Raw genomic sequence first — 21,223 nt, 5'->3', positions numbered from 1 at the left:
CCCAGTCGCGGAGGCCCGGAGCCGTCTGATGGGATCGGCCCCATGAAGATCGAACCTGTCGAATCATCCGCGGCCGGCGGCGGACACGCGGCCAAGTACGACCGCATCGGGGTGGGCTACCGGGAGATCCGGCGGCCCGATCCCCGGCTGGCCGCACTGATCGCGGGCGCCCTGGGGGACGCCCGGACCGTGGTCAACGTCGGGGCGGGCGCCGGTTCTTACGAGCCGGAGGACCGCGAGGTGACCGCCGTGGACCCGTCCCGGGTCATGCTCGACCAGCACCCGGGGACCCGCAAGATCAAGGCGGGTGCGGAGGAACTTCCCTTCGAGGACGGGGCATTCGACGCCGCGATGGCGGTGATGACGGTCCATCACTGGCCGGACCCCGCGCGCGGGCTGGCCGAACTGCGGCGGGTTTCGCGGCGCCAGGCCGTCTTCACCTGGGATCCGGCCCACCGGCCCGAGCTGTGGCTCTTCGAGGAGTACCTGCCGGAGGTCGGGGAACTGGACCGCTCCGCCTTCACCCCGCTGTCCGTGGTGACGGGGGCGCTGGACGCGCACACCGTGATCCCCTTCCCCGTCCCGCACGATTTCACCGACGGCTTCCGGGCCGCCTTCTGGCGTCGGCCCGAGTCCTACCTCGACCCGGTCGTACGGGCCGCCGGCTCCACCCTCGCGAGCCTGCCCGCCTCCGTCGTGGAACCGGCGATCGCCCGGCTGCGCGAAGACCTGCGGTCGGGGGCGTGGCGGCGCCGCCACGCCGACCTGCTGGAGCGGGAGAGCATCGACTACGGCTACCGCCTGGTTCTCGCCGGGGCCTGACCCGGCGAGCACCGTGCGCCGTCGCCTACGCCACTACTCCACTACTCCACTACTCCACTACTCCACGATGGCCAGCTCCCGGGAGGCGTTGTTGAAGCTGCGGCAGCCGTTCCCGGTGACCGTGATGATGTCCTCGATGCGGACCCCGAACCGCCCCGGAAGGTAGATCCCCGGCTCCACGGAGAAGCACATGCCGGGGACGAGGGGCTGCTCCTCGCCTTCCACCATGTACGGCGGCTCGTGCGTGGTGACTCCGATGCCGTGGCCCGTGCGGTGGATGAACTGCTCGCCGTAGCCGAACTCCGTGATCACCGCGCGGGCCGCCCGGTCCACGTCCTGGCAGGCGGCCCCCGGCCGGGCCGCCGCCACTCCCGCCAACTGGGCCTCGCGGACGATGTCGTGGACGCGCTGCTCCTCCTCGGTGGGCTCGCCGACGTGGACGGTACGGGAGATGTCGGAGCCGTAACCGTGCTTGAGGCCGCCGAAGTCGAGGACCACCATGTCCCCGTGCTGGATGACCCGGTCACCGGCTTCGTGGTGCGGGTTGGCGCCGTTCGGGCCGGAGCCGACGACGGTGAAGTCCACCTGGGAGTGGCCGTGCACGCGCAGCAGCGCGGCCAGGTCGTCGGCGACGTCGCTCTCCCGGCGCCCCGCGAAGGGGACATGGAGGATCTGGGCGTACGCGGCGTCCGCCGCCTCACCGGCCGCGGCGAGGCGGGCCAGCTCGCGCTCGTCCTTGACCGCGCGCAGCATCGGTAGCGCATCGGTCAGCGAGACGTACGAGGTCGCCGGCAACTCCCGCTGCAGGCCCAGCAGATGCAGCGCCCAGGCGTTGTCGCTGACCCCGAAGCGGCCGGCCACGTCCAGCAGCGGGGAGGTCACGGCGTACGGGTTCTTCCCGTCGGCCCAGTCCCGCAGGGTCAGCGCGCCCGCGCCGGGGGACTTCGCCGCGTCGGGGGCTTCCAGCGCGGGGACGACGAGGACGGGGTCCTGCCCGGCGGCGAGGACGAGCAGGGTCATCCGCTCGGTGTCGACGGGCCGGTACCCGGTGAGGTGGGCCAGGTCGGGCCCGGGGGCGACCAGCAGGCCGGCCAGCCCCGCGTCGGCGGCGGCCTGCGCGGCGGCGGCCATCCGGGCGGCGTAGTCGGCGGCCGTGAAGGGATCGGAGTCATGGTCCATGACTCCGATCCTCCCGCGCCCCGCCCCCGGACGGCAGGGGGCCGCGCCGATCACCCGGCCCCGTCCCCCGCACTGCCCGCTACGCGGAGCCTGTCCCCTACCCGCCCTTCCACCGCCCCCCGAGCTCCGCCCAGACCCGCGCCGCGGCACTCTTCAGCCCCGCCGGCGTTTGAGGCGCGGGGGTCCGGGGGTGGAACCCCCGACGGGGTCCGGGGCGCAGCCCCGGGGAACTGGGGAAGGGCGGGTAGGGGACAGAACCGCCCCGCCCGCCCAAGGGCGTCAGCCCGCCGCCCGCCCCGCCGGTGTCGCCGCCCGCAGGGCCCACTCCAGCGGCCCCCGGTACAGCTCCGTCCCGCGCAGGAGCCGCCGCCAGACCACGCACCCGATCAGCGCGCATGCCGAGAACCCGGCCAGGACCTCCCACCCGCTCCAGCCCCGCAGGAACACCGCCAGCGCGAGCGCGTGCACCACGTACACCGTCAGGGCCATCGCCCCGACGGCGGCGAGCGGCCGCAGCAGCCGCGCCGCCACCCGGCCCGCGCCGTGCGCGGCCAGGGCGAGCAGGCCTATGAGGGCCGCCCCGACCCCGGAGTTGCCGAGGGTCTCCAGCGGGGTCTGGCTGTAAGGGCCGGCCACCAGCAGCCAGTCCCAGGAGGTGCTGGGGACGGCCCCGAACTGCCGGCCCAGCACCGCCGCGACCGGGTCGGGCTCCGCCGCCGCCCAGGGGTGCTCCCGCGCGATGGCTTCCAGGAGCGGCCCGCGCCGGCCCCCGGGCCCCAGCGCGAGCCAGGAGACGCCGTAGCCGGCGACGGCGGCCGCCGCCCCGTACCCGGTCAGCAGCCGCAGCGACCGCCCGCTCCGCAGGTCGGCGAGGCGGCCGAGGGCCATGCCGGCCAGGATGTACGGGAAGTAGGTGAGCAGCGGGTAGGCGCCCGAGAGCAGGAGCTCCCGCAGCATCCCCCCGGCCCCCGCCCAGCTCGCCAGGTCGGCGGGGACCGGCGTGGCCCCGCGCCCGCCGGTGCGCAGCCCGAGGGCGGGGCCCAGCAAGTACGAGAGGAGCGGGCCCAGCGCCACCGAGCCTCCGGCGACGGCGGCCAGGGTGCGGGTGCGCAGCCGGGTGAAGGGTTCGGCGGCAAGGAAGTAGACGGCGTAGAAGGCCAGGATCACGAGGATGCCGGGCGAGAGCGCTGCAAGGCACAGGCCGAGCGCGGCGAGGATCGCGCAGCGGGTCAGGGTGGCCCGCAGGGGCGGCGGTCCGGCGGCCCGGGCGCGGGCGAGCGCGAGGGAGAACCCGGCGATGAGCGTGAAGACGGCGGGCGCCCGGCCGTCGGCGGCGACGAGCAGCCAGCCGGGGCCCTCGGGCGTGGGCGGCGGGCCGACGTGTACGGCGAACATGCCGAGGACGGCGATGCCGCGGGCGGCGTCCAGGCCGGTGAGTCGGTTTGATCCCATAACGGTAGTGATGGCGATCCGGGACGCGGGGTTGCCTGCGCCCTCACCCGGAGCCGGTCTCCGGGTCGCCGGGTCGCGGGGTCGCCGGAAAAGGCGTCGCGGGAGCACCCCGCTGATCAGCTATGCTGTGCTTGCACATCGAACGGGTGGTCCGCCGCCCTTCGTGGTGGGTGTAGCTCAGTTGGTAGAGCACCTGGTTGTGGTCCAGGTGGCCGCGGGTTCAAGTCCCGTCACTCACCCTGTTGATCCCGTGGGGGTTACGAGTTCTTCTCGTAACCCCCACGGGTTTTTTCGTTCCCCTGCGGGAGCGGCGCGTCACGACCGGCCGGGCCCGCCCGTCCGAGTCCTGGCAGGATCAACCACATGAAATGGGACATCGGGGGCACCCCGGCGCTGCTCCTCGCCGTCCTCGTGGCGGCCGCGGTGTTCGGGGCCACCGTGTGGCTGTGGCCCCGGCTCGCGGGGTCCGGGGTGCGGCCGGTGCTGGGGCGGGCCGGGCTCCAGCTCGCGATCACCCTGACGACCGGGTCGGCGCTGCTGCTCGCGGTGAACTCCTCGTACGGCTTCTACGGCTCCTGGCGCGACCTGCTGTCCCTGCGCCGCGAGGACCCCGCGTCGGCGGGCGCGCAGGCCCCGGGGCGGGAGGCGCTGCGGGTGCGGGGCACCCACTCCTGGCGGCACGCGGGCTCCGACGACCCGGCGGTGATCGGCCGGATCGAGGTGGTGACGGTGCGCGGGGCGCACAGCGGGCTGTCGGGGCAGGGGTACGTGTACCTGCCGCCGCAGTACGTGCACGCGTCGGCCGGGCGGCGGGCGGAGTTCCCGGTGGTGCTGGCGCTGAGCGGGTTCCCGAGTACGCCGGGGGTGCTGATCGACCGGCTGCGGTATCCGCAGCTGGCACTGGAGGCGGTACGGGCGGGGCGGATGCGGCCGGCGGTGCTGATCCTGATGACGCCGACGGTGGCGCCGCCCAGGGACACCCAGTGCGTGGACGTGCCGGGCGGTCCGCGGGCGGAGACCTTCTTCGCCCGGGACCTGCGGACGGCGGTCTCCTCGTACTACGGCCTCACCGGCGATGCCCGGGGGTGGGGCGTGATGGGCAATTCGGTGGGCGGCTACTGCGCGCTGAAGCTGGCCCTGCGCACGCCGGACGCCTACCGGGCGGCGGCCGCGCTGTCGGCCCCGTACGCGGCGGCGCGGGACGCGGACACCGGAGACCTGTTCGGCGGGGACGCGGGCCGCCGGCAGGAGGACGACCTGCTGTGGCGGCTGCGGAACCTGCCGCAGCCGCCGGTGTCCCTGCTCGTGGCGAGCAGCCGCAAGGGCGAGCACCAGTACCCGGCGACGCTGGAGTTCATCGACGCGGTACGGCCGCCCGCGCGGGTGTCCTCGATCCTCCTCGCGAGCGGCGGGCACAACTACGAGACGTGGGCGCGCGAGGTCCCGTCGGCCCTGGAGTGGCTGGTAGGACGCCTGAGCCCGCACTGACACGCGCCGAACACGGCTCGCCCCCCTCCCCCCTACGCCCCTACTCCCCTACTCCCCTACCCGCGCAGGAAGGCCTCCACCTCGGTGGCGAAGGCCACCGGGCTCTCGTGCGGTGGGTAGTGGCCGGCGCCGGGCAGCGGCAGGATGCGGCAGTTCGGGTACGAGACCTGCCAGGTGGCCCGCATGACCTCCACGGTGAGCGCGAGGTCGTACTCGCCGACGAGGACCAGCACCGGGACCGTGCTGCCCTTCACGGCGGCAGACAGGTCGAGCGGCTGCCAGCCGGCGAGGTACCCGGCGAAGGCCTCCGGCCGGGACACGGCGAGCGAGTGCGCGACCATCCGGTCCAGCCAGTACGTGCTCGCGCGGCGGCCGGTGACGATGTCGAGGATGGCGCGGCGGTTCTCCGCGCTGCCGGCGGCCCCGTAGAAGAGCCCGTGGGTGGCGTCGTCCATCTCGTACGGGCCTGCGGGGACCGGGTTGATGCCGATCAGCTTCTCGATGCGCTCGGGGGCGCGCACCAGGACCTGCTGCATGGCCTTGCCGCCCATGGAGTGGCCGAGGAGGGAGAAGGTGTCCCAGCCGAGCTCGTCGGCGAGCGCGAGGACGTCGTCGGCGATCTCGGGGAGCGTGTAGCGGCCTGGGACGTCCCTGCGGTCGCCGTAGCCCCGGTAGTCGAGGAAGGCGTACGAAAACTCCCCCGGGTCCAGATGGTCCAGTACGGAGCCCCAGTTGGCGGACGTGCCGAACCAGTCGTGCAGCACGATGACGCGCACGGGCCCGGTACCGATCCTGCGGTGGGCGATGGCCATGCGTTCTCCCTCGGTGACGGGACACGGAAAACCAACGCCGTAGGTCTGCCCACCGCGCCTGCGGTCACACCCTTGGAAACCCCTCTCGCACCACCACCAGCGGAGCATCCGCCACGACATGGCCCTACAAGGAAGCCGGTCCGCGTCAGTGCTGGGGAGGTGGGGTGGTGGTGAAGGTGACACCGCCGGTGATGGTGTGGGCTTGGACGGTGTGTCCGTGGACGGTACCGGTGATGTTGTTGTGGGCCGTTCCACTCGCGGCTTCTTGCGACGGTGTGATTTCAGCGAGGAGTGCGCGCAAGTGGGCGGCTACTTCGGGGTTGGTGCGCAGGGTGCGGCGCATGCGCCCCCGCCACTCCTCCTCCAACATGTCCAGGGTCGGCTGCGGGTTTCCTGCTTCGCGGGCGTGTGTCAGCTCGGTGCGGGATTCCTCCAACTCGCCCTCGATCGCCTCGGCCTCGACTCGGTCGCGGCCGAGGAGCCGGGCGGTTCGGGCGCGTATGCTCACCCACCCATCGGCGGCCATCGCCGCTACGATCGCGGTTGCCCCGGACATCGCCAGGGCCGCCAACTCGGCATCCATCTACGCATCTCCCAAGGCTCTTTGATGATGGTGTCTACACAGGCGGCCCGTTCCGCCGGTTTCGCGTCCTCCGGGCACAGTCGGTGGCTGCCCAGGGCCGTCTGATTCCTACCCCGCAGCCGTCACCCTGCACATGCCTCCTGATGCGGATGTGGCACCTTGCCGACAACTCCTGGCCGGGCCCCCCGAAGACCGGCCTCGAGTGGCGGTCTGCCGGGCAGGTGGTGCAGGCGTGACCTGGGGCTGGTCGGCCCCGCGGCCTGGGTTGAGTAGGGTTTGCGCCAGTGTCACCTGTGTGCCGCAAACCAGTAGGAACGACAAGTCCGTTGCGCTAGCTTGTCACTCCAAGGGTTCGCTTGGACATGGAGGGTGACCATGGCTAGTGGCGTGTGGAGTCCCGACCCGCAGGCATCGTTAGTCCGTCGGCTGGGTATCGCGCCGACGGCTCCCGGGAGTGGTCGCGACCCTGGAGAGACCGGCAGCGGTGGTGAAAGCGGCTGCCCCGACGTCTGGGAACTGGACAACGGGGATGTGGTCGTCATCGGACGTGATCTGACCGAAAACTACGCCGGACGACTCCCGGACGGAGTCAGTGTCAGTGCGGGCGAGCGACTTGTGGTGATCCCCCGGGGGATGGCGAGGGCGGTACGGAGCGATGTCCCGGATGCTTGAGGAACTATTGGACGCGCCAGGCGAGCGGCTGCTCGGAGACGCTTACCTGGCTGACTTCGAGCAACACTTCTGGCGGATCGGCAAACCCGGGTTCTGGAAGCTGGAGCGCCTCCAGCAATTCCAGGAGCCAACGGACGACAGTTGGGTCGCCTTCTCCAAGGGAGACTGGCCAGGAGCCCTGGCCTTGCTGGAGAGCCGCCGCGAGGCACTCACCCAGCACTACGCCAGACTTCGGTCCCACGGGTTCGAGACGTGGCGGATCAGGGTTGTGGAAGAACCGCTCACCGACTACATGCGCTGGGAGCTGCGCCTGCTGCTCATGCGGGACGAACTCGGCGGTCATACCAGAGTGATCGATGCCGCGAGGGTTCGCCCGTACGAACAGGCTGCTGTGCTACCCGAGTTGATCACCCTTGGTGATGACGTGGTGTATCACCTGCTTTATGACGAGAACGGCCTGCAGGAGGGTGGCGTCCGCTATATCGGACGTGATCTGGTCCTCCGCTGCAGGCAGTTCGTGCAAGGGCTCTACGACGAGGGCGAGAGCATCAGCGATTACCTCGCCCGGGAGGGGATCTTGCCGGCGCGAGAGCAGTACTGATGTCGTCATCGCCCAACGAGCCTGCACACCTCGAATCCCATGCCGACTTGTCCGGCTCCGCCCGCGACGTGGTGCAGGCCGGGAACGTGCACGGCGGGGTCCACTTCCACCGCGCCACGGAACGGAACCGCCCCGAACCTCCTCGCCAACTACCCGGAGACGTAGGCGGATTCGTCAACCGCCGCGATGAGCTCCTGGCGCTCGACACGGTCCTGGACCGGAGGCAGGGCGGCACTTCGGGGGCCAGTGGGGTCTACGTGATCACCGGGACCGCCGGTGTGGGCAAGACCTCGCTGGCCCTGCACTGGGCGCACAGCGTGCGCGACCGGTTTCGCGGTGGTCAGCTCTACGTCAACCTTCGCGGCTACGACCCCGGCGAACCGGTCACCGCGGAGCAAGCCCTCGACCACTTCCTGCGGGCCTTGGGCGTTGCCCCGTCCGCGGTGCCGGCACGCTTGGAGGACCGCTCCGCGCTGTTCCGGTCTCTCCTGGCCGATCAGCGTGCGCTCGTGATCCTGGACAATGCGGCGACGGTCAGCCAGGTTCGGCCGCTTCTTCCCGGGAACCCGGACTGCCTGGTTCTGGTGACCAGTCGGCACCGCTTCTCCGGCCTGGTCGCCAGGGACGGCGCGCACCGGCTCGTCCTGGACGTCTTCTCCGAGCAGCACGCGGTAACACTGCTGCAGACCGTCACGGCGGGGTACCGGGGCCTCCCCGATACCGACACGGACCTGTCCGAGCTGGCCCGCTTGTGCGCCCGATTGCCACTGGCCCTGCGGATCGCCGCTGAGCGCGCCTCGAGCAGGCCCCTCATGCCCCTGGACGAGCTGATAGCGGACCTGCGAGACGAGTCGGCGCTGTGGGGTGCTCTGACAGCCGAGGAGGACGACGAGTCCGACGCCGTGCGAACCGTTTTCGCCTGGTCATACCGGGCCTTGTCGGAGGTGGCCGCGCGGCTGTTCCGGCTGCTGGGCCTCCACCCCGGCCCTGAATTCGGGGTGTCTGCCGCGGCCTCGCTCGCCGGCACCACTGTCCCGGTGGCCCGTCAGACGCTCGACGTCCTCACGGGAGCACATGTCCTCGAACAGGCCACGTACGGGCGGTTCCAGTTCCACGACCTCTTGCGGGTCTATGCCGCGCAGCAGGCCGTGCAGTACGAGGACGACGAGGCCAGGGCCGAGGCCCTGGCCCGGGTGCTGGACCACTACCTCATCGCGCTGGCCCGTGCGATCTCGCACATCAGCCCGCTGGACCGGCTCGTGCCACTGCCCGAGCCCGAGCCCGGCGCGGTCGTAGTGGAGTTCGCGGACAGTGCCGCGGCCTGGCAGTGGTTCGAGTTGGAACGGGCCAACCTCGTGGCCGCCGTCCACGCGGCCGCGGCTGGAGGCCGGCACGAAGTGACGTGGCGAATCGCCGCCCTGTTGCGCAGCATCTATGTGAGCCGCAACCCGTTCCGGGAATGGATCGCCGTGGCCGAAACCGGTCTCGCTTCGGCTACTGCCATCGGTGACCGGCGAGGCCAGGCGGAACTGCGCGACAGCCTGGGCAAGGCGTACTTGCAGTCGCAACGACTCGAAGAGGCCGAGGCGCATCACCGCGAGGCACTGCGGCTGCGCCAAGAGAGCGGCGACCGCTACGGCGAGGGCATCGCCGTCAATGCACTCGGCCTGCTCGACTGGCGGCGCCGCAGACTCGCGGCCGCCGAAGAACGATTCCAGGAGGGACGGGGGATTTTCCGAGGCCTGGCCAATCTGCGCTGGGAGGCCCTGCTCCTGTCGAACCTGGGAATGACCCGGTTCGACGGGCTTCAGCTCGATGCGGCGGAGGCGGACCTCAGAGAGTCGCTCCGGCTCTGCCGGGAGGTGGGGGACCGGGCCAACGAGGGGAACGCTCTGTTCTATCTCGCGATGACTCAACGGGAGCGAGGTGAGCCGGAGACCGCCCTGTCGACCGTACGGCAAGCCCTCGACATCGCCCGGACGGACAGGCTCACGGCCTGGGGAGCCTTCTGGCATCTGGAACTCGCGCGAATCCAGCGCGCTCTCGGGAAGCCGGGCGAGGCGCTGGTGTCCTGCCAGGAATCAGCCGTGGTCCAGCGCCAGATCGGCGACCGCAACCGCGAGGCCGCGGCACACGACTGCGCGGGTGAGGCATACCGTGACCTCGGCCGCCTCACCGAGGCAGCCGGGTTTCACCGCATGGCGGTCACCGTGTTCCGCGACACCCGGGACCAGTGGGCCCTCGCCGGTGCGCTGGTCAACCTGGCACTCGCGCTAGCGCTGTCCGGTAGCGATGACGGAGAGGAAGCCGCGGGCTGCGCCAGAGACGCGGCAGCGATCCTGAGCCGTTTCGATGACGCGCGCGCGACGGCCCAGCGCGAGCGGATCTCGGGGCTGATCCCGTGACAGAGCGCCTCGCGGCCGGTTCTGGAGCCGGCTTGATCACCGGCCTGACGGAACGCCACAATCACAGGTTGCGCCGGATCGACCCCCGGGTGGCCTCCGCGGCCTTGCTCGCGGACGACCAAGAGCTCACCGTCTCCAGCAGGAACGGGGCCTTCGCCGCAGGCCGGATCCAGCAGTACCGCTTCGGCGAGGATACGTACGCTGCCCTCTGGGGCGCACTGCAGCGGCACGTCCTACAGCTGCGCGTCTTCGGGACGGATCCCGCGGCGGCCGTCGACGAGGTGCTGGCCGGACTGCTCGGCCGACTCCGCGCCGACCCTTGTGCCAGTGCTGCTGCCGGCCCAGGTGCCGGGCTGGAGAACGACCGGTCCGTGGCGCTCACCTGGCCCAGCCTGGATACGGCCTGCGCGGCTCCGCTCGTCCGGCACGGCTTCGCCCCGCTGACCTCCCTGGTCCTGAAGCGGCTTGGGCAGCGAGCGGATTCCCCGGGGGGAACGACTGTACGTCCCGCCCAGCCGGGTGACCTGGAGCGCCTTGCCGAGCAAGCGGAACGGCTACACCTGTTCGAGATCCAGCTGGGGGTACTGCCACGGCGCCCCGCGCTCCGGACCCGGCTGGCGGAGGAACTGGCCGGTGCCCTGGCGGGCGAACCCTCCTTTGTGCTGACTGCACTGATCGACGGCGTACCGGTCGGATTCCTGCACGGGCAGTTCCCTCACGGTGCCTGGATCGAACAGCAGGTCACCACGGAGCCCACGGGGTACCTGTCCCGGCTGTTCGTCGAACCGGAGGCGCGGCGGAAGTCGGTGGGGCAGGCGCTGATCGCCGCCGCACACGAGACGCTCCGTGCGCGCGGTGCGCAGGCCGTGCTGCTCCACCACAGCCTGCACAACCCGCTCGCCGCCCCCCTGTGGGCGCGGGTGGGCTACCGGCCCGTGCTGACCACTTGGACGAGGACACCGCCCGGGGCCGACGTGCAGCAACACCAGGGGCCGCCCCCGCCGGGCGCCGGCCTGAGCTGACCTTGTCGTAACGGCTTCGGTGGCGGGGCAACTCGGTGTACGACAGTCACCGGGGCCGACCGAGTCGGCTGCTTCGGGGCGGGAGCGGGCAAGGAGCGAGGGGCATGGGGCGTCGGGGGGGAGCCAAGCGGTCACCGTACGGACGCTGTCGTTCAGCCCTGACGGCACCCGCCTCGCCACCACCGGCCATGACCGGACCCTTCGCGTGTGGGCTGCGTGGACGGGGGAGGCACTCGCCACCATGCGGACCGACAGCGCTCTCACGGCCTGTTCGTGGCACCCCGGCGGCCGGCTGATCGTCGCGGGCGACCGGGGAGTGCTCGCGTACGACTTCCAGCACCCGGGGTGAGCGGCCCGGCACGCCCGCAGCCACCGTCCCCGCGACCTCCCGGTCCTGGAACGGCGGCTGCTGCGTGCGCCGGACGACCGCGTCAGACGGTCTTGATCGCCGGGTCCGAGACTCCGGCCGCGCCCGTTTCCACGTGGCCGGCGAAGCGGCGCAGGAAGGTGGCGTCCGCGTCGGAGACGACGGTGACGTCGTACCAGCGGGCCGTGCCGGACAGGGTCACGGTGTGCGCGACGGTGGCGCCCGCCGCGACGCGCACGACCTGGGCCGTGCCGCCGTAAGCGTTGGTGACGGTCAGGTTGACGGCCGCCGTGCCCCCGTTGGTCAGGGACAGCACCAGGTTGCCGGTGGAGGCGGAGTGGCGGGCCGTGGCTTCGGGGCCGGCCTTCTTCGCCGGGCCCTTCCAGGTGCGCAGGAAGCCGTTCGGGCCCCAGACCGAGAGGTTGATCTGGTTTCCGGTGGAGCTGCTCGTGCTCCAGGTGTCCGACAGGGTCTTGCCCGCCTCGACCGTGTAGGGCCACGGGCCGTCCGTACGGTTGCCCGAGGTGCTGTGGAAGTGGGCGCCGAGGGTCGGACCCGAGGAGAAGGTCAGGGTGAACTTGCCCGTGGAGACCGTGGCCTTGCCGTCCACGTACGGGGCGTAGCCCAGTGCGCGAGTCGGCTTGGCGCCGGCTTCCTGCTTGGGCAGGGTGCCCGTGGCCGGCGGGGTCGGGTTGTAGGACGAGTGACGGTTCTTGTCCGGCGGTACGTACGCGGCCGTGGACGGCAGGGCGGCGGGCGCGGCGTCGGCCTGCGTGAAGTCGAAGGCCGAGGTCAGGTCACCGCAGACCGCGCGGCGCCACGGGGAGATGTTGGGCTCCTGCACACCGAAGCGCTTCTCCATGAAGCGGATCACCGAGGTGTGGTCGAAGGTCTCGGAGCAGACGTAGCCGCCCTTGCTCCACGGGGAGACCACGATCATCGGGACGCGGGGGCCGAGGCCGTACGGGCCGGCGGCGTAGCCGGAGACGCCCCCGGTGTAGAGGTCGCCGGTGACGCTCGCCGTGGACAGGCCCCAGGCGGAGGACGTGGGCGGGTACGGCGGGACGACGTGGTCGAAGAAGCCGTCGTTCTCGTCGTAGGTGATGAAGAGGGCCGTCTTCGCCCACACGTCGGGGTTCGCGGTCAGCGAGTCCAGGACCTGCGAGATGTACCAGGCGCCGAAGTTCGTGGGCCAGTTGGAGTGCTCGCTGAAGGCCTCGGGGGCGGCTATCCAGGAGATCTTCGGGAGGGTGCCGTTCACGACGTCCGCGCGCAGCTTGTCGAAGTAGCCCTCGCCGGCCTTGGCGTTGGTGCCCGTACGGGCCTTCTCGTACAGGGCGCTGCCGGGCTGGGCGCTCCGGTAGTTGTTGAAGTACAGCAGCGAGTTGTCGCCGTAGTTGCCGCGGAAGGCGTCGTTGATCCAGCCCCAGGATCCGGCGGCGTTCAGGCCGTCGCCGATGTCCTGGTAGACCTTCCAGGACACCCCGGCCGACTCCAGGCGCTCGGGGTAGGTCTTCCAGCCGTAGCCGGCTTCCTGGTTGCCGAGGACCGGGCCGCCGCCCACGCCGTCGTTGCCCGTGTAACCCGTCCACATGTAGTAGCGGTTGGGGTCCGTGGCACCGATGAAGGAGCAGTGGTAGGCGTCGCACACCGTGAAGGCGTCGGCGAGCGCGTAGTGGAACGGGATGTCGTTCCGGGTCATGTACGCCATGGTCGTGGCCGTCTTGGCGGGGACCCACTTGTCGTACTTGCCGTTGTTGTACGCCTGGTGGCCGCCGGCCCAGTCGTGGTTCAGCCCCGTCAGGAACTGCATGCCCAGGTCGTTGATCTGCGGGTTGAAGGGCAGGATGTCCTTGGTCCCGTTGGACTGGTGGAAGACGGACTTGCCGTTGTCCTGGATGACCGGCCTCGGGTCCCCGAACCCGCGGACCCCCTTCATCGCACCGAAGTAGTGGTCGAAGGAACGGTTCTCCTGCATGAGGACGACGATGTGCTCGATGTCCTGGATGGTGCCGGTACTGCCCTGGGGCGAGATCGCGGCGGCCCGGGCGATGCTCTCGTTCAGCATCGTGACGGCGGCGGCGCCACCGGCGATCTGCAGGAACCTGCGCCGATTCAATTCAGTCATGGAGAACGACCTCTGCGGGTGAGACGGGTGCGGGGGGTGTCGAGGGGCGCCCCAAGAACAGCGGCCCCGGGGTACCGGTCGGCGTTGCTTTCATGACAGTGGGCCGTACACCTGGAGAACGGAATACCTCGTCAGGCGGTTCATGCCCCACCTGCCACATCGCTTCGCGATCTCTTCACGATCTCTTTGCGGGCGTCTCTTCGCGGGCGTCCCTCCGCGGCCGTGGTCACCGTGTGGCGGGTCGGCGGGTCGGCGGGCCGGCGGGTCGGCGGGTCGGCGGGTCGGCGGTCGCGGGTACTCATCCGGCCGGCGGGCGGGATGAGCATCCGTACTCAGGACCGGGACCGGATGGCGCGTCATCGTGAAGGCATGCCGAATCAGCCACCCGTACCGCGCCCGCGGCTCCGCGCCGGGATCACCGCCGTCGCCGGCATCCTGCCCGGGGACGTCCTCACCTCCGACCGGCTCCAGAGCGAGATCGCCGGCCGGGCCGGACTCACGCTACCGCCGCGGCTGTTGACCCAGGCCACCGGGATCCGTACCCGCCGGATCGCGGGCGACGGGGTGTACGCGTCCACGCTCGCGGTGGGGGCGGCCCGCCGGGTACTGGACACCGCCGGGCTCGGGCCCCCCGACATCGACCTGTTGCTCTTCGCCTCCGCCTCCCGCGATGTCGCCGAGCCCGCCACCGCGCACATCGTCCAGGCCGAACTCGGCACGAAGGCCCATGCCCTGGACGTCACCAACGCGTGCAACAGCTTCGTCAACGGCATCGACCTCGCCCGCGCCATGATCCTCGCGGGCCGGGCCCGGCGGGCCCTGGTGGTCACCGGGGAGACCCCGAGCCGGGCCGTACGGACGGCTCCCGCCGACTTCGCCGAGTTCCGCGCCGGCTTCGCCGGCTACACCTTCGGCGACGCGGGGGCCGCCGTGATCGTCGAGCCCGTGGAGCGCGGCGGGATCCTCGACGTGGACACCGAGACCCACTCAGAGCACTGGGAGGTCGGGGGCATCCCGGGCGGCGGTTCGCGCCACCCGCGCGGGGACGCGTACACCTACTTCCGCGGCGACGGGCACGAACTGCGCGGGGTCTTCGAGAAGGTGGGCACGGCCGTCATCGACCGGACCCTGCACCGGACGGGCATGGACTGGGACGACTTCTCGAAGGTGCTGGTGCACCAGGTGACGGTGCCGTATCTGGAGCGGTTCGCCGAGCTGACCGGGGTGCCCGCCGGGAAACTGGTGGTGACCGTGCCCGAGCTCGGCAATGTCGCGAGCGCGACGATCGGGGTGCAGCTGGACCGGATATTCGATGAACTGACGGCTGGTGAACGGGTGTTGTTCGTAGGGCTCGGCGGCGGGATCAGCATCATGACGATGATCTGGGAGAAGTCGTGAGCGCGGCCGGGCGGCTGTGGGTGGTGGTGCCCGCGCACGAGGAGGAGGACCGGATCGCGGGGACCCTCGCCGCGCTCTCCCGCCAACGGGACCGGGATTTCACCCTGTTGGTCGTCGACAACGCCTCGGCCGACCGGACGGGCGCCGTGGCGCGGGAGTTCGCGGCGGGCGCACCCTTCGCGGTGGAGGTCATCGATGAACCGGAGAAGGGCGTCGGCTCCGCCGTCGACACCGGCTTCCGGTACGCGATCGGGCGCGGCGCGACCCTGCTCGCCCGCACCGACGCCGACTGCCTGCCCCACCCGGGGTGGACGGGCGCGGCGCGGGCGGCGCTGGTCCGCAGCCCCGGGCTGGTCTGCGGGCGGATCGTGGCCCGCCGCGACGAACACGGCCCGCTGGGCCGCGCCGGGTTCGGGATCCTCGTACGGCTCGCCGGGCTCTTCGGCCGGCTGCGGCCGGAGCACGCGCGCCGCCGCGGCTACCGCGCCCCGTACCGGATGCACGCCGGGAACAACATGGCCATCACCGCCGAGCTGTACCTGGCCGTCGGCGGGATGCCGCGGCGCCCCTCCCCCACCGACCGGCTCTTCCTCAACGCGGTGCGCCGCCACACCGACCGGATCACGCGCTGCCGGGCGATGGTCGTGGAGAACTCCACGCGCCGGCTGCGCGCGTACGGGATCGCCGGTACGGCCCGCTGGTACCTCGGCCGCGGCAGCGGCCCGCACGGAACGGACGACCCCCGCTGATGCTGGACCGCCTCGACCACGCGCTGCGCGCCCGCCCCGAGCGGCCCGCCGTCCTGACCGCCACGCGTACGGGAGCCACCCGGACCGCCGCCACCCGCGGGGAACTCGCCGAGCTGGCCGACGCGTTCGCCGCCGCACTGTACGCGCGCGGGCTGCGCGCCGGGGACACTGTCGGGGTCGCCGTACGCCCCGGGCCGCGCGCGCTCGCCGTCCTGCTCGCGCTGTGGCGACTCGGTCTGCGCGGGGCCGTCCTCGACCCGGGAGCCGGACCCGACGTGCTGCGCGCCCGGCTGGCTTCGGCGCGGCCCGCGCTGGTGCTGGCCGATGCCGCCGCGCAGGCGGTGGCCGGGTGGGCACGGCCGCTGGCCCGGCGGGCGGCCGGGCTGGAACTGCCGGAGCTGGCCGGGCTGGGCGCGCCGGTGGCCACGGTCGGGCGGCGGCTGCCCGGATGCGCGCCCGCGCTGGACCTGCGCGCGGCGCGGGTCGGCGTTCCCTCGCGGTTCGCGGGCGGCGGGGACGCCGACGCCGTCATCGTGTTCACCTCCGGGACCACCTCGCGGCCCCGGGCGGTGGTGCACACACGGGCGAGCCTGGCCGCCGGGATGGAGACGGTCTCGGCCCTGTTCTCCCCTGGTCCGGGGGCGACTTGGGCTTCCTCCACAGCTACCGAGCCCGTCCTCGGCGGCACCTTCTTCGTGCTGGTCCCCGCCCTCGTGCGCGGCGCTCCCGTGGCCCTCCCGGCCCGTTCGCCCCGGGTGCTGGCCCGCCAACTGGCCCGGCTGGAGCCGCGGGACACCTACCTCACCCCGCCGCAGCTGCGGGACGCACTGCGCGCGGGGGCCCGCCACCGGGGCCGGGTGTGGACCGGATCGGCTCCGGCGAGCGCCGAACTGCTGGGACGCGTACGGGAGTCGGGGGCCGATGAGGCCTGGGGGGTGTACGCGCTGACCGAGTTGTTCCCGGCCGCCGCGGTGGAGTCCCGGGAGAAAGCCGCCCACGAGGGCCCCGGCGACCTGGTCGGCGCCCCGCTGCCCGGTGTGCGCGCCGAGTGCGGCGCGGACGGGGAACTGCTGCTGACCGGCCCCGGGGCCCGGCACCGCTACCTCGGCGAGGACCCGGATCCGTGGGTGCGTACGGGCGACCGGGGGCGGCTGGACGGCGCGGGCCGGATCGTGCTGGAGGGCAGGGCCAAGGACATGGTGCTGCGCCGGGCCGAGAACATCTACCCGGGCCTGTACGAACCGGCCCTGCACGTGCCCGGGGTGGAACTGGCGCTGCTCGTCGGGGTTCCGGCGGACGCGGGCGACCAGCACGGGGACCGCCACGGCCCCCGCTATGGCGACGAGCGGCTCGTGGCGGTCGTCCAGCCCTGCCACGGTGCCGCCGAGCCCGCGCTGCGGTCCGCGCTGGCGGGCCCGCTGCGCCGCATGGGCACGGCCGTGCCCGACGCCCTGCTGTTCGCGCGGATCCCGCTGTCGGGACGCTCCCGCAAACCGGACCGCGCGGCAACGGCGGCCCTGGCGGCCCACCGGCTGGGCTCCGGGTCCTGGCCCGGGCCCTGGTCCGGGCCCGGCTCCGACTCCGGCTCCGGCTCCGGCTCCGGCTCATCCGGGCCCGGCTCCAACTCCGACTCCGGCTCCAACCCCGCACGGAACGGCGCGCCCCGACCGTGACCCGCCACCCCGGCCAAGGCCTCCCGCGCGCGGCGGCGGCCCCCGTGACGGCCGCACCCGCGTGGCGGGCCCCTGCCCGCGCCGCGGCCGTCCGGAAGCGGGTCATGGCCGTCCGGAAGCGGGTCATGGGCGCCCGGAAGCGGGTCATGGCCTCCCATCGCCGCTACACCCGGGCCAACGGCGACGCCCTCGCGGGCTCGCTCACGTACGCCCTGCTCGTCGGGACGGCCCCGGCGGTACTACTCCTCGCCTCGCTGGCGGGCCGATCCGGGGCGGACGGGGGTGGGGACGGTGCCGGGCGGGTCGTGGACGGGCTGACCGCGGCCCTGCTGCCCGCCGCCGCGGCCCCGCTGGCCGGGCGGCTGCCCACCGCGGCCCCGCACTGGCGGCCGCTGCTCGCCCTCGCCCTCTGCTGGTCGGTGGTGCGGATGGCCCGGGCGCTGCGCACGGGCGTGCGGGCCATGTGCGGGCAGAACGCGGGCAGCGGAAACCCCGTGCGCGACGCGGCGCGGGACGTCGCGGGTGCGGCCGTGCTCTGTCTCGCGGTCACCGCCGTCGCCGCCGTGGTGACGGCGGGCGGTCCGGGCTGGACGGTCCCCGCGCTGTGGGCGCTGTTCGCGGCCGTCCTGCGGCTCGCCCCGCGTCGCGCCCCCGGCAGGCCCCGGGCTGCCGCCATCGCGGGCCCGGCGCTGGCGGCCGCGCTGGCCTGCCGGCTGCTCGCCCTCGCCGCGGGCCCCTACCTCGCCGCGACCGCCGAACTGCACGGTGACCTCTACCGCGGGGCCGGGCCGCTGATCGGACTGCTCGTCTGGGGGAGCCTGTGCGCCCGGGTGCTGCTCCGCGCGGCGTCCTGGGCCGCCACCGCCAACCAGCCCGAAGGAGCGAAGAGTTGACGAACCTGTGGGTGGTCGTGCCCGCGTACAACGAGGCGGCCGCCATCGGTGCCACCCTGGCCGCGCTCGCCGCCCAGTACGACACCGGATTCACGCTCGCGGTCGTGGACAACGCCTCCACCGACCGGACCGCGGAAGCCGTACGGGACTTCGCGCGCTCGGCGCCCTTTCCCGTCGAGCTGATCGCGGAGGAACGGCCCGGCGCCGGGACCGCCGCCGACACGGGCTTCCGGTACGCCATCGCCGCCGGCGCCACCCACCTGCTGCGCACGGACGCCGACTGTCTGCCCGCCCCGGAGTGGACTGCCGTCGCGAAGGCGGAGTTCGGGCGGGGCGCCGAGATGCTGTGCGGCCGCAGCGTGCCGCGCCGCGACGAGCGGCCCACCCTCCTCGAAGCCCGGCTGCTGCCGGCGCTGATCCGGCTCACCTCGCTCTACGGCCGCTACCGGCGGGCCCACCGCCACCCCCGCTACCGCACCCCGTACGTCCTGTGTCACGGCCACAACCTGGGCATCACCGCCGGACTCTACCTGCGCTGCGGCGGCGCCCTGCGCGTGCCGCTGCACGAGCGGTCCGAGGACGTGGCCCTGCTGAACCGGGCCCGCGAGCACAGCCAGCGGATCGTACGCGCGGAGCACCTGGTGGTGCAGAACAGCTTGCGCAGGCTGCGGAGTTGGGGACCCCGCCGAACCCTGCTCTGGTACTGGGACCGGCGCTACCGGCCCGCCGACACCGCGGAGGCACACGTCCGATGACCACCGACCCGACGATCCGCACCCAAGCCCGGAACCCGGCCCGGACCCACGAGGCGGCCGGTGCCACGACCCTCACCGCGGCCCACACGAAGGCCCTCACCGCAGCCCACACGAAGGCCCGCCGCCGGGACCGGCGCGTCTACCTGCGCGCCCACCCGCTCCTGTTCGCGCTGCTCGCCGCCACCCGCGGGCGGCCCGTACGCCGACTCGGCCCCGGCACGCTGCTCGTCCACGGCACGGAGGCCTACCGGGAGGCGCTGACCCGGCTGCCGCTGGACCGCACCGCGCCCGGCACCACGGGCGGGGCGGCCCGGGCCGCCCGGGTGGAGGGCGTGCTCTTCGACCAGGAGGGCTCCGGCCACCGGACGGCCCGGCGGGAGCTCACCGAGCTGCTCGGCGCGGCCGGGACCCGCGAACTGCGCGCGGCATGGCATCCGTTGCTCCTACGGCGGCTCGCGCCGCTGCCGCTCGGGGGCACGGTGGACCTGGTGCCGCTGGCCCGGGAACTGGCCGGCTCGGTGGTGTACGCCCTGCTGCGCCCCGGCGCCGGGGCGGGGCGGGGCGGGGAAGGCGCCTGCGCCGGCCCCCTCGCCCTCGCGGAGGCGGCCGCCGAGGCCGCGGCCGCCTCCGTGCGCAGTCACCTCCCCGGCCCGCCCCGCCCCGGCGCCGGGGCCGCGGCGATCCGCGCCGCCGAGCGGCTCCGCGGGCTCCTGGGTTCCGGGGCGGACGACCGGGCCGCGATGCTGGCGGTCGCGGCCGTCAACACCACGGTCGCGGCGCTGCCCCGGGCGGTGGCCTGGTGCGCCGACGCGGGTTTGTGGGACCAGGCGGCGGACCCTGCCCTGTGCCCCGCCCTGGCCGACGAGCTGCTGCGCGTGACGGCAGCCTCGCCCCTCCTCCCCCGGGTGGCCGCGGCCGGCGGCTCGGTCGGTGGCTGCCCGGTCGGTGCCGGGGACCGGCTGCTCCTGGTGGCCCGGCACGCGGCCGGAGCCCACCTGCGGGACCCCGATGGGCGCGGCCCCGCCGAGCCCGGCGTCGCCCGCCTGGTCTTCGGCGCCGGGCCACACGCCTGCCCGGGAGCCCGCCTGGCGCGGGAGCAGTTGGCCGGCGTACTGGCGGCCCTGGCTCCGCACCGGCCCGTCGTGGCCCGGGCCCGGGTGGACCGCCGAGCCGCCCTGCCCGGCTGGCGTTCGCTGGTCGTACGGGCGGCGGCGTGACATCCCGTAGGCGGCCTGACGCGGCCGGCATCCGGATCGCCGTCACGGGCGCGAGCGGCTTCTGCGGGGGGCACGTCGCCCGCGCCGCGGCGGCGGCCGGGGCTCGGGTGGTGTGCGTGGGCCGCAGGCCTGGCCCGCTCGGGGAACACCGGTTCTGGGACGCGTCCCTCGGGGAGCCGGACCTCTCGGGCACGGACCTCGTCGTGCACTGCGCGGCGGCCGTCGGCGATCCGGCGCCCGGCTCCCCCGCGGAGGCCGTCATGCACGCGGTCAACGTCACCGGCACCGCACGGCTGCTGCACGCGGCGGGCGCCCGCCCGGTGGTCTGGGTCAGCAGCGCCAGCGTCTACGACCCCCGCCGCGACCGCACGCTCGTCCGCGAGGACCACCCGCGCACGGGTCACCTGAACGCCTACGGCCGCACGAAGGCCGCCGGCGAGGCCCTGGCCCTGGCCGCGGGCGCGGTGGTGCTGCGCCCGCGCGCGGTGTACGGCCCCGGCGACACCCAGCTCCTGCCCCGGCTGCTCTCCCGGGTCCGCGCCGGAACCCTCTTCCTGCCGGGCCCGGACGTCCCGCTCAGCCTGACGGCGGTGGAAAACCTGGCCGGGGCCTGCCTGGCGGCTCCCGCCTGGCCCCCCGGCGCGTACAACATCGCCGACGCCCGCCCCTACCGGCGTGACGCGGCCGTCCGCGATGTCCTGCACGCCCACGGCGTCCACGCCCGCATACGCCACCTCCCACCGGCCCTGGCCCGGGCCGCGGCAAGAATCTCGGAATCCCTGTCCTCAGGCGAACCGCCCCTCAGCCGCTACGGGGTGGACCAGCTGGCCCACCCCGTGGTCCTGGACCTGACCCGAGCCCACACCCAGGGCTGGACCCCGCCCCGCACCCTGTCGGACCACCTCGCCGCGCTGCGGGGTGAACCGCGGGAAGAGGAGGGAGCCGACGAGCCCAGGTGAACTGCCGCGCCGGTCCATGAGTTCAGTGGACGGCCGTACTCGTTCGTC

17 protein-coding genes, 1 tRNA gene and 1 pseudogene are annotated in these 21,223 nt (G+C 73.4%); 14 read left to right on the top strand and 5 right to left on the bottom strand.

Annotation, left to right across the window (positions count from 1 at the left end; genetic code table 11):
• Positions 1-42: 42 nt before the first annotated feature.
• Complete coding sequence (locus OG247_RS33365; protein ID WP_327255679.1) at positions 43-822, top strand: class I SAM-dependent methyltransferase; 780 nt, start codon at positions 43-45, stop codon at positions 820-822.
• Positions 823-879: 57 nt separating this feature from the next.
• Here OG247_RS33365 and OG247_RS33360 read toward each other — a convergent pair whose 3' ends face one another.
• Entirely contained in the window at positions 880-2,001 is a 1,122-nt protein-coding gene (locus OG247_RS33360; RefSeq protein WP_327255678.1) for an aminopeptidase P family protein, read from the bottom strand.
• 279 nt (positions 2,002-2,280) lie between these two features.
• Positions 2,281-3,453 (bottom strand): heparan-alpha-glucosaminide N-acetyltransferase domain-containing protein, encoded by a 1,173-nt coding sequence (locus OG247_RS33355; RefSeq protein WP_327255677.1) that lies wholly within the window; start codon positions 3,451-3,453, stop codon positions 2,281-2,283.
• Between the two features lie 166 nt (positions 3,454-3,619).
• Between OG247_RS33355 and OG247_RS33350 the strand changes: the two genes are divergently transcribed.
• Positions 3,620-3,692 (top strand) — tRNA-His (locus tag OG247_RS33350).
• A 124-nt stretch (positions 3,693-3,816) separates the two neighbouring features.
• On the top strand, positions 3,817-4,941 hold the full coding sequence (locus tag OG247_RS33345) for an alpha/beta hydrolase (protein ID WP_327255676.1): 1,125 nt from the start codon (positions 3,817-3,819) through the stop codon (positions 4,939-4,941).
• 56 nt (positions 4,942-4,997) lie between these two features.
• On the opposite strand, the gene OG247_RS33340 is transcribed toward OG247_RS33345, so the two are convergent.
• Positions 4,998-5,753: an alpha/beta fold hydrolase gene (locus tag OG247_RS33340; protein ID WP_327255675.1), complete on the bottom strand. Its 756-nt coding sequence runs from the start codon at positions 5,751-5,753 to the stop codon at positions 4,998-5,000.
• 145 nt (positions 5,754-5,898) lie between these two features.
• Complete coding sequence (locus tag OG247_RS33335; protein ID WP_327255674.1) at positions 5,899-6,261, bottom strand: hypothetical protein; 363 nt, start codon at positions 6,259-6,261, stop codon at positions 5,899-5,901.
• A gap of 739 nt (positions 6,262-7,000) precedes the next feature.
• Between OG247_RS33335 and OG247_RS33330 the strand changes: the two genes are divergently transcribed.
• The 4 genes and pseudogenes from OG247_RS33330 to OG247_RS44945 form a co-directional block, all read left to right on the top strand.
• Positions 7,001-7,609 (top strand): DUF6879 family protein, encoded by a 609-nt coding sequence (locus OG247_RS33330; protein ID WP_327255673.1) that lies wholly within the window; start codon positions 7,001-7,003, stop codon positions 7,607-7,609.
• A 47-nt stretch (positions 7,610-7,656) separates the two neighbouring features.
• Positions 7,657-10,014 carry an ATP-binding protein gene (locus OG247_RS33325; RefSeq protein WP_327255672.1) on the top strand — a complete coding sequence of 786 codons (2,358 nt, stop codon included), beginning with the start codon at positions 7,657-7,659 and terminating at the stop codon, positions 10,012-10,014.
• Between the two features lie 68 nt (positions 10,015-10,082).
• The gene (locus tag OG247_RS33320) at positions 10,083-11,036 is read left to right on the top strand and encodes a GNAT family N-acetyltransferase (RefSeq protein ID WP_327255671.1); all 954 of its coding nucleotides are present in this window, start codon (positions 10,083-10,085) and stop codon (positions 11,034-11,036) included.
• A 19-nt stretch (positions 11,037-11,055) separates the two neighbouring features.
• Positions 11,056-11,235, top strand: a pseudogene (locus OG247_RS44945) (hypothetical protein); the annotation flags it as partial.
• A gap of 232 nt (positions 11,236-11,467) precedes the next feature.
• Here the strand turns inward: OG247_RS44945 and OG247_RS33315 are convergent.
• Positions 11,468-13,531 carry a phosphocholine-specific phospholipase C gene (locus tag OG247_RS33315; RefSeq protein ID WP_327255670.1) on the bottom strand — a complete coding sequence of 688 codons (2,064 nt, stop codon included), beginning with the start codon at positions 13,529-13,531 and terminating at the stop codon, positions 11,468-11,470.
• A 369-nt stretch (positions 13,532-13,900) separates the two neighbouring features.
• Here OG247_RS33315 and OG247_RS33310 point away from each other — a divergent pair, with 369 nt between their 5' ends.
• From OG247_RS33310 to OG247_RS33280, 7 genes are all read left to right on the top strand, one after another.
• The gene (locus OG247_RS33310) at positions 13,901-14,929 is read left to right on the top strand and encodes a 3-oxoacyl-ACP synthase III family protein (RefSeq protein ID WP_327255669.1); all 1,029 of its coding nucleotides are present in this window, start codon (positions 13,901-13,903) and stop codon (positions 14,927-14,929) included.
• Positions 14,926-15,678 (top strand): glycosyltransferase family 2 protein, encoded by a 753-nt coding sequence (locus OG247_RS33305; protein WP_327255668.1) that lies wholly within the window; start codon positions 14,926-14,928, stop codon positions 15,676-15,678. The genes OG247_RS33310 and OG247_RS33305 overlap by 4 nt, the downstream gene beginning before the upstream one ends.
• Positions 15,678-17,351 carry a class I adenylate-forming enzyme family protein gene (locus OG247_RS33300; RefSeq protein WP_327255667.1) on the top strand — a complete coding sequence of 558 codons (1,674 nt, stop codon included), beginning with the start codon at positions 15,678-15,680 and terminating at the stop codon, positions 17,349-17,351. The genes OG247_RS33305 and OG247_RS33300 overlap by 1 nt, the downstream gene beginning before the upstream one ends.
• 104 nt (positions 17,352-17,455) lie before the next feature.
• Positions 17,456-18,244 (top strand): YhjD/YihY/BrkB family envelope integrity protein, encoded by a 789-nt coding sequence (locus OG247_RS33295; RefSeq protein WP_327255666.1) that lies wholly within the window; start codon positions 17,456-17,458, stop codon positions 18,242-18,244.
• Entirely contained in the window at positions 18,241-18,999 is a 759-nt protein-coding gene (locus OG247_RS33290; RefSeq protein ID WP_327255665.1) for a glycosyltransferase family 2 protein, read from the top strand. The genes OG247_RS33295 and OG247_RS33290 overlap by 4 nt, the downstream gene beginning before the upstream one ends.
• Entirely contained in the window at positions 18,996-20,216 is a 1,221-nt protein-coding gene (locus tag OG247_RS33285) for a cytochrome P450 (protein WP_327255664.1), read from the top strand. The genes OG247_RS33290 and OG247_RS33285 overlap by 4 nt, the downstream gene beginning before the upstream one ends.
• On the top strand, positions 20,213-21,175 hold the full coding sequence (locus tag OG247_RS33280) for an NAD-dependent epimerase/dehydratase family protein (RefSeq protein ID WP_327255663.1): 963 nt from the start codon (positions 20,213-20,215) through the stop codon (positions 21,173-21,175). Before OG247_RS33285 ends, OG247_RS33280 begins: the two co-directional genes overlap by 4 nt.
• The last annotated feature ends 48 nt before the right edge of the window (positions 21,176-21,223 follow it).

It is taken from the genome of Streptomyces sp. NBC_01244, from assembly GCF_035987325.1.
GTDB lineage: Bacteria > Actinomycetota > Actinomycetes > Streptomycetales > Streptomycetaceae > Streptomyces.
The sequence above is the reverse complement of the archived record's forward strand: the minus strand, read 5'-3'. Positions and strand labels throughout refer to the sequence as shown.

Coding starts and splice junctions, on each gene's coding strand:
- OG247_RS33345 (WP_327255676.1), top strand. CDS start 3,817: ATGAAATGGGACATCGGGGGCACCCCGGCGCTGCTCCTCGCCGTCCTC.
- OG247_RS33315 (WP_327255670.1), bottom strand. CDS start 13,531: ATGACTGAATTGAATCGGCGCAGGTTCCTGCAGATCGCCGGTGGCGCC.
- OG247_RS33295 (WP_327255666.1), top strand. CDS start 17,456: ATGGCCGTCCGGAAGCGGGTCATGGGCGCCCGGAAGCGGGTCATGGCC.
- OG247_RS33285 (WP_327255664.1), top strand. CDS start 18,996: ATGACCACCGACCCGACGATCCGCACCCAAGCCCGGAACCCGGCCCGG.
- OG247_RS33340 (WP_327255675.1), bottom strand. CDS start 5,753: ATGGCCATCGCCCACCGCAGGATCGGTACCGGGCCCGTGCGCGTCATC.
- OG247_RS33310 (WP_327255669.1), top strand. CDS start 13,901: ATGCCGAATCAGCCACCCGTACCGCGCCCGCGGCTCCGCGCCGGGATC.
- OG247_RS33300 (WP_327255667.1), top strand. CDS start 15,678: ATGCTGGACCGCCTCGACCACGCGCTGCGCGCCCGCCCCGAGCGGCCC.
- OG247_RS33355 (WP_327255677.1), bottom strand. CDS start 3,453: ATGGGATCAAACCGACTCACCGGCCTGGACGCCGCCCGCGGCATCGCC.
- OG247_RS33330 (WP_327255673.1), top strand. CDS start 7,001: ATGCTTGAGGAACTATTGGACGCGCCAGGCGAGCGGCTGCTCGGAGAC.
- OG247_RS33365 (WP_327255679.1), top strand. CDS start 43: ATGAAGATCGAACCTGTCGAATCATCCGCGGCCGGCGGCGGACACGCG.
- OG247_RS33360 (WP_327255678.1), bottom strand. CDS start 2,001: ATGGACCATGACTCCGATCCCTTCACGGCCGCCGACTACGCCGCCCGG.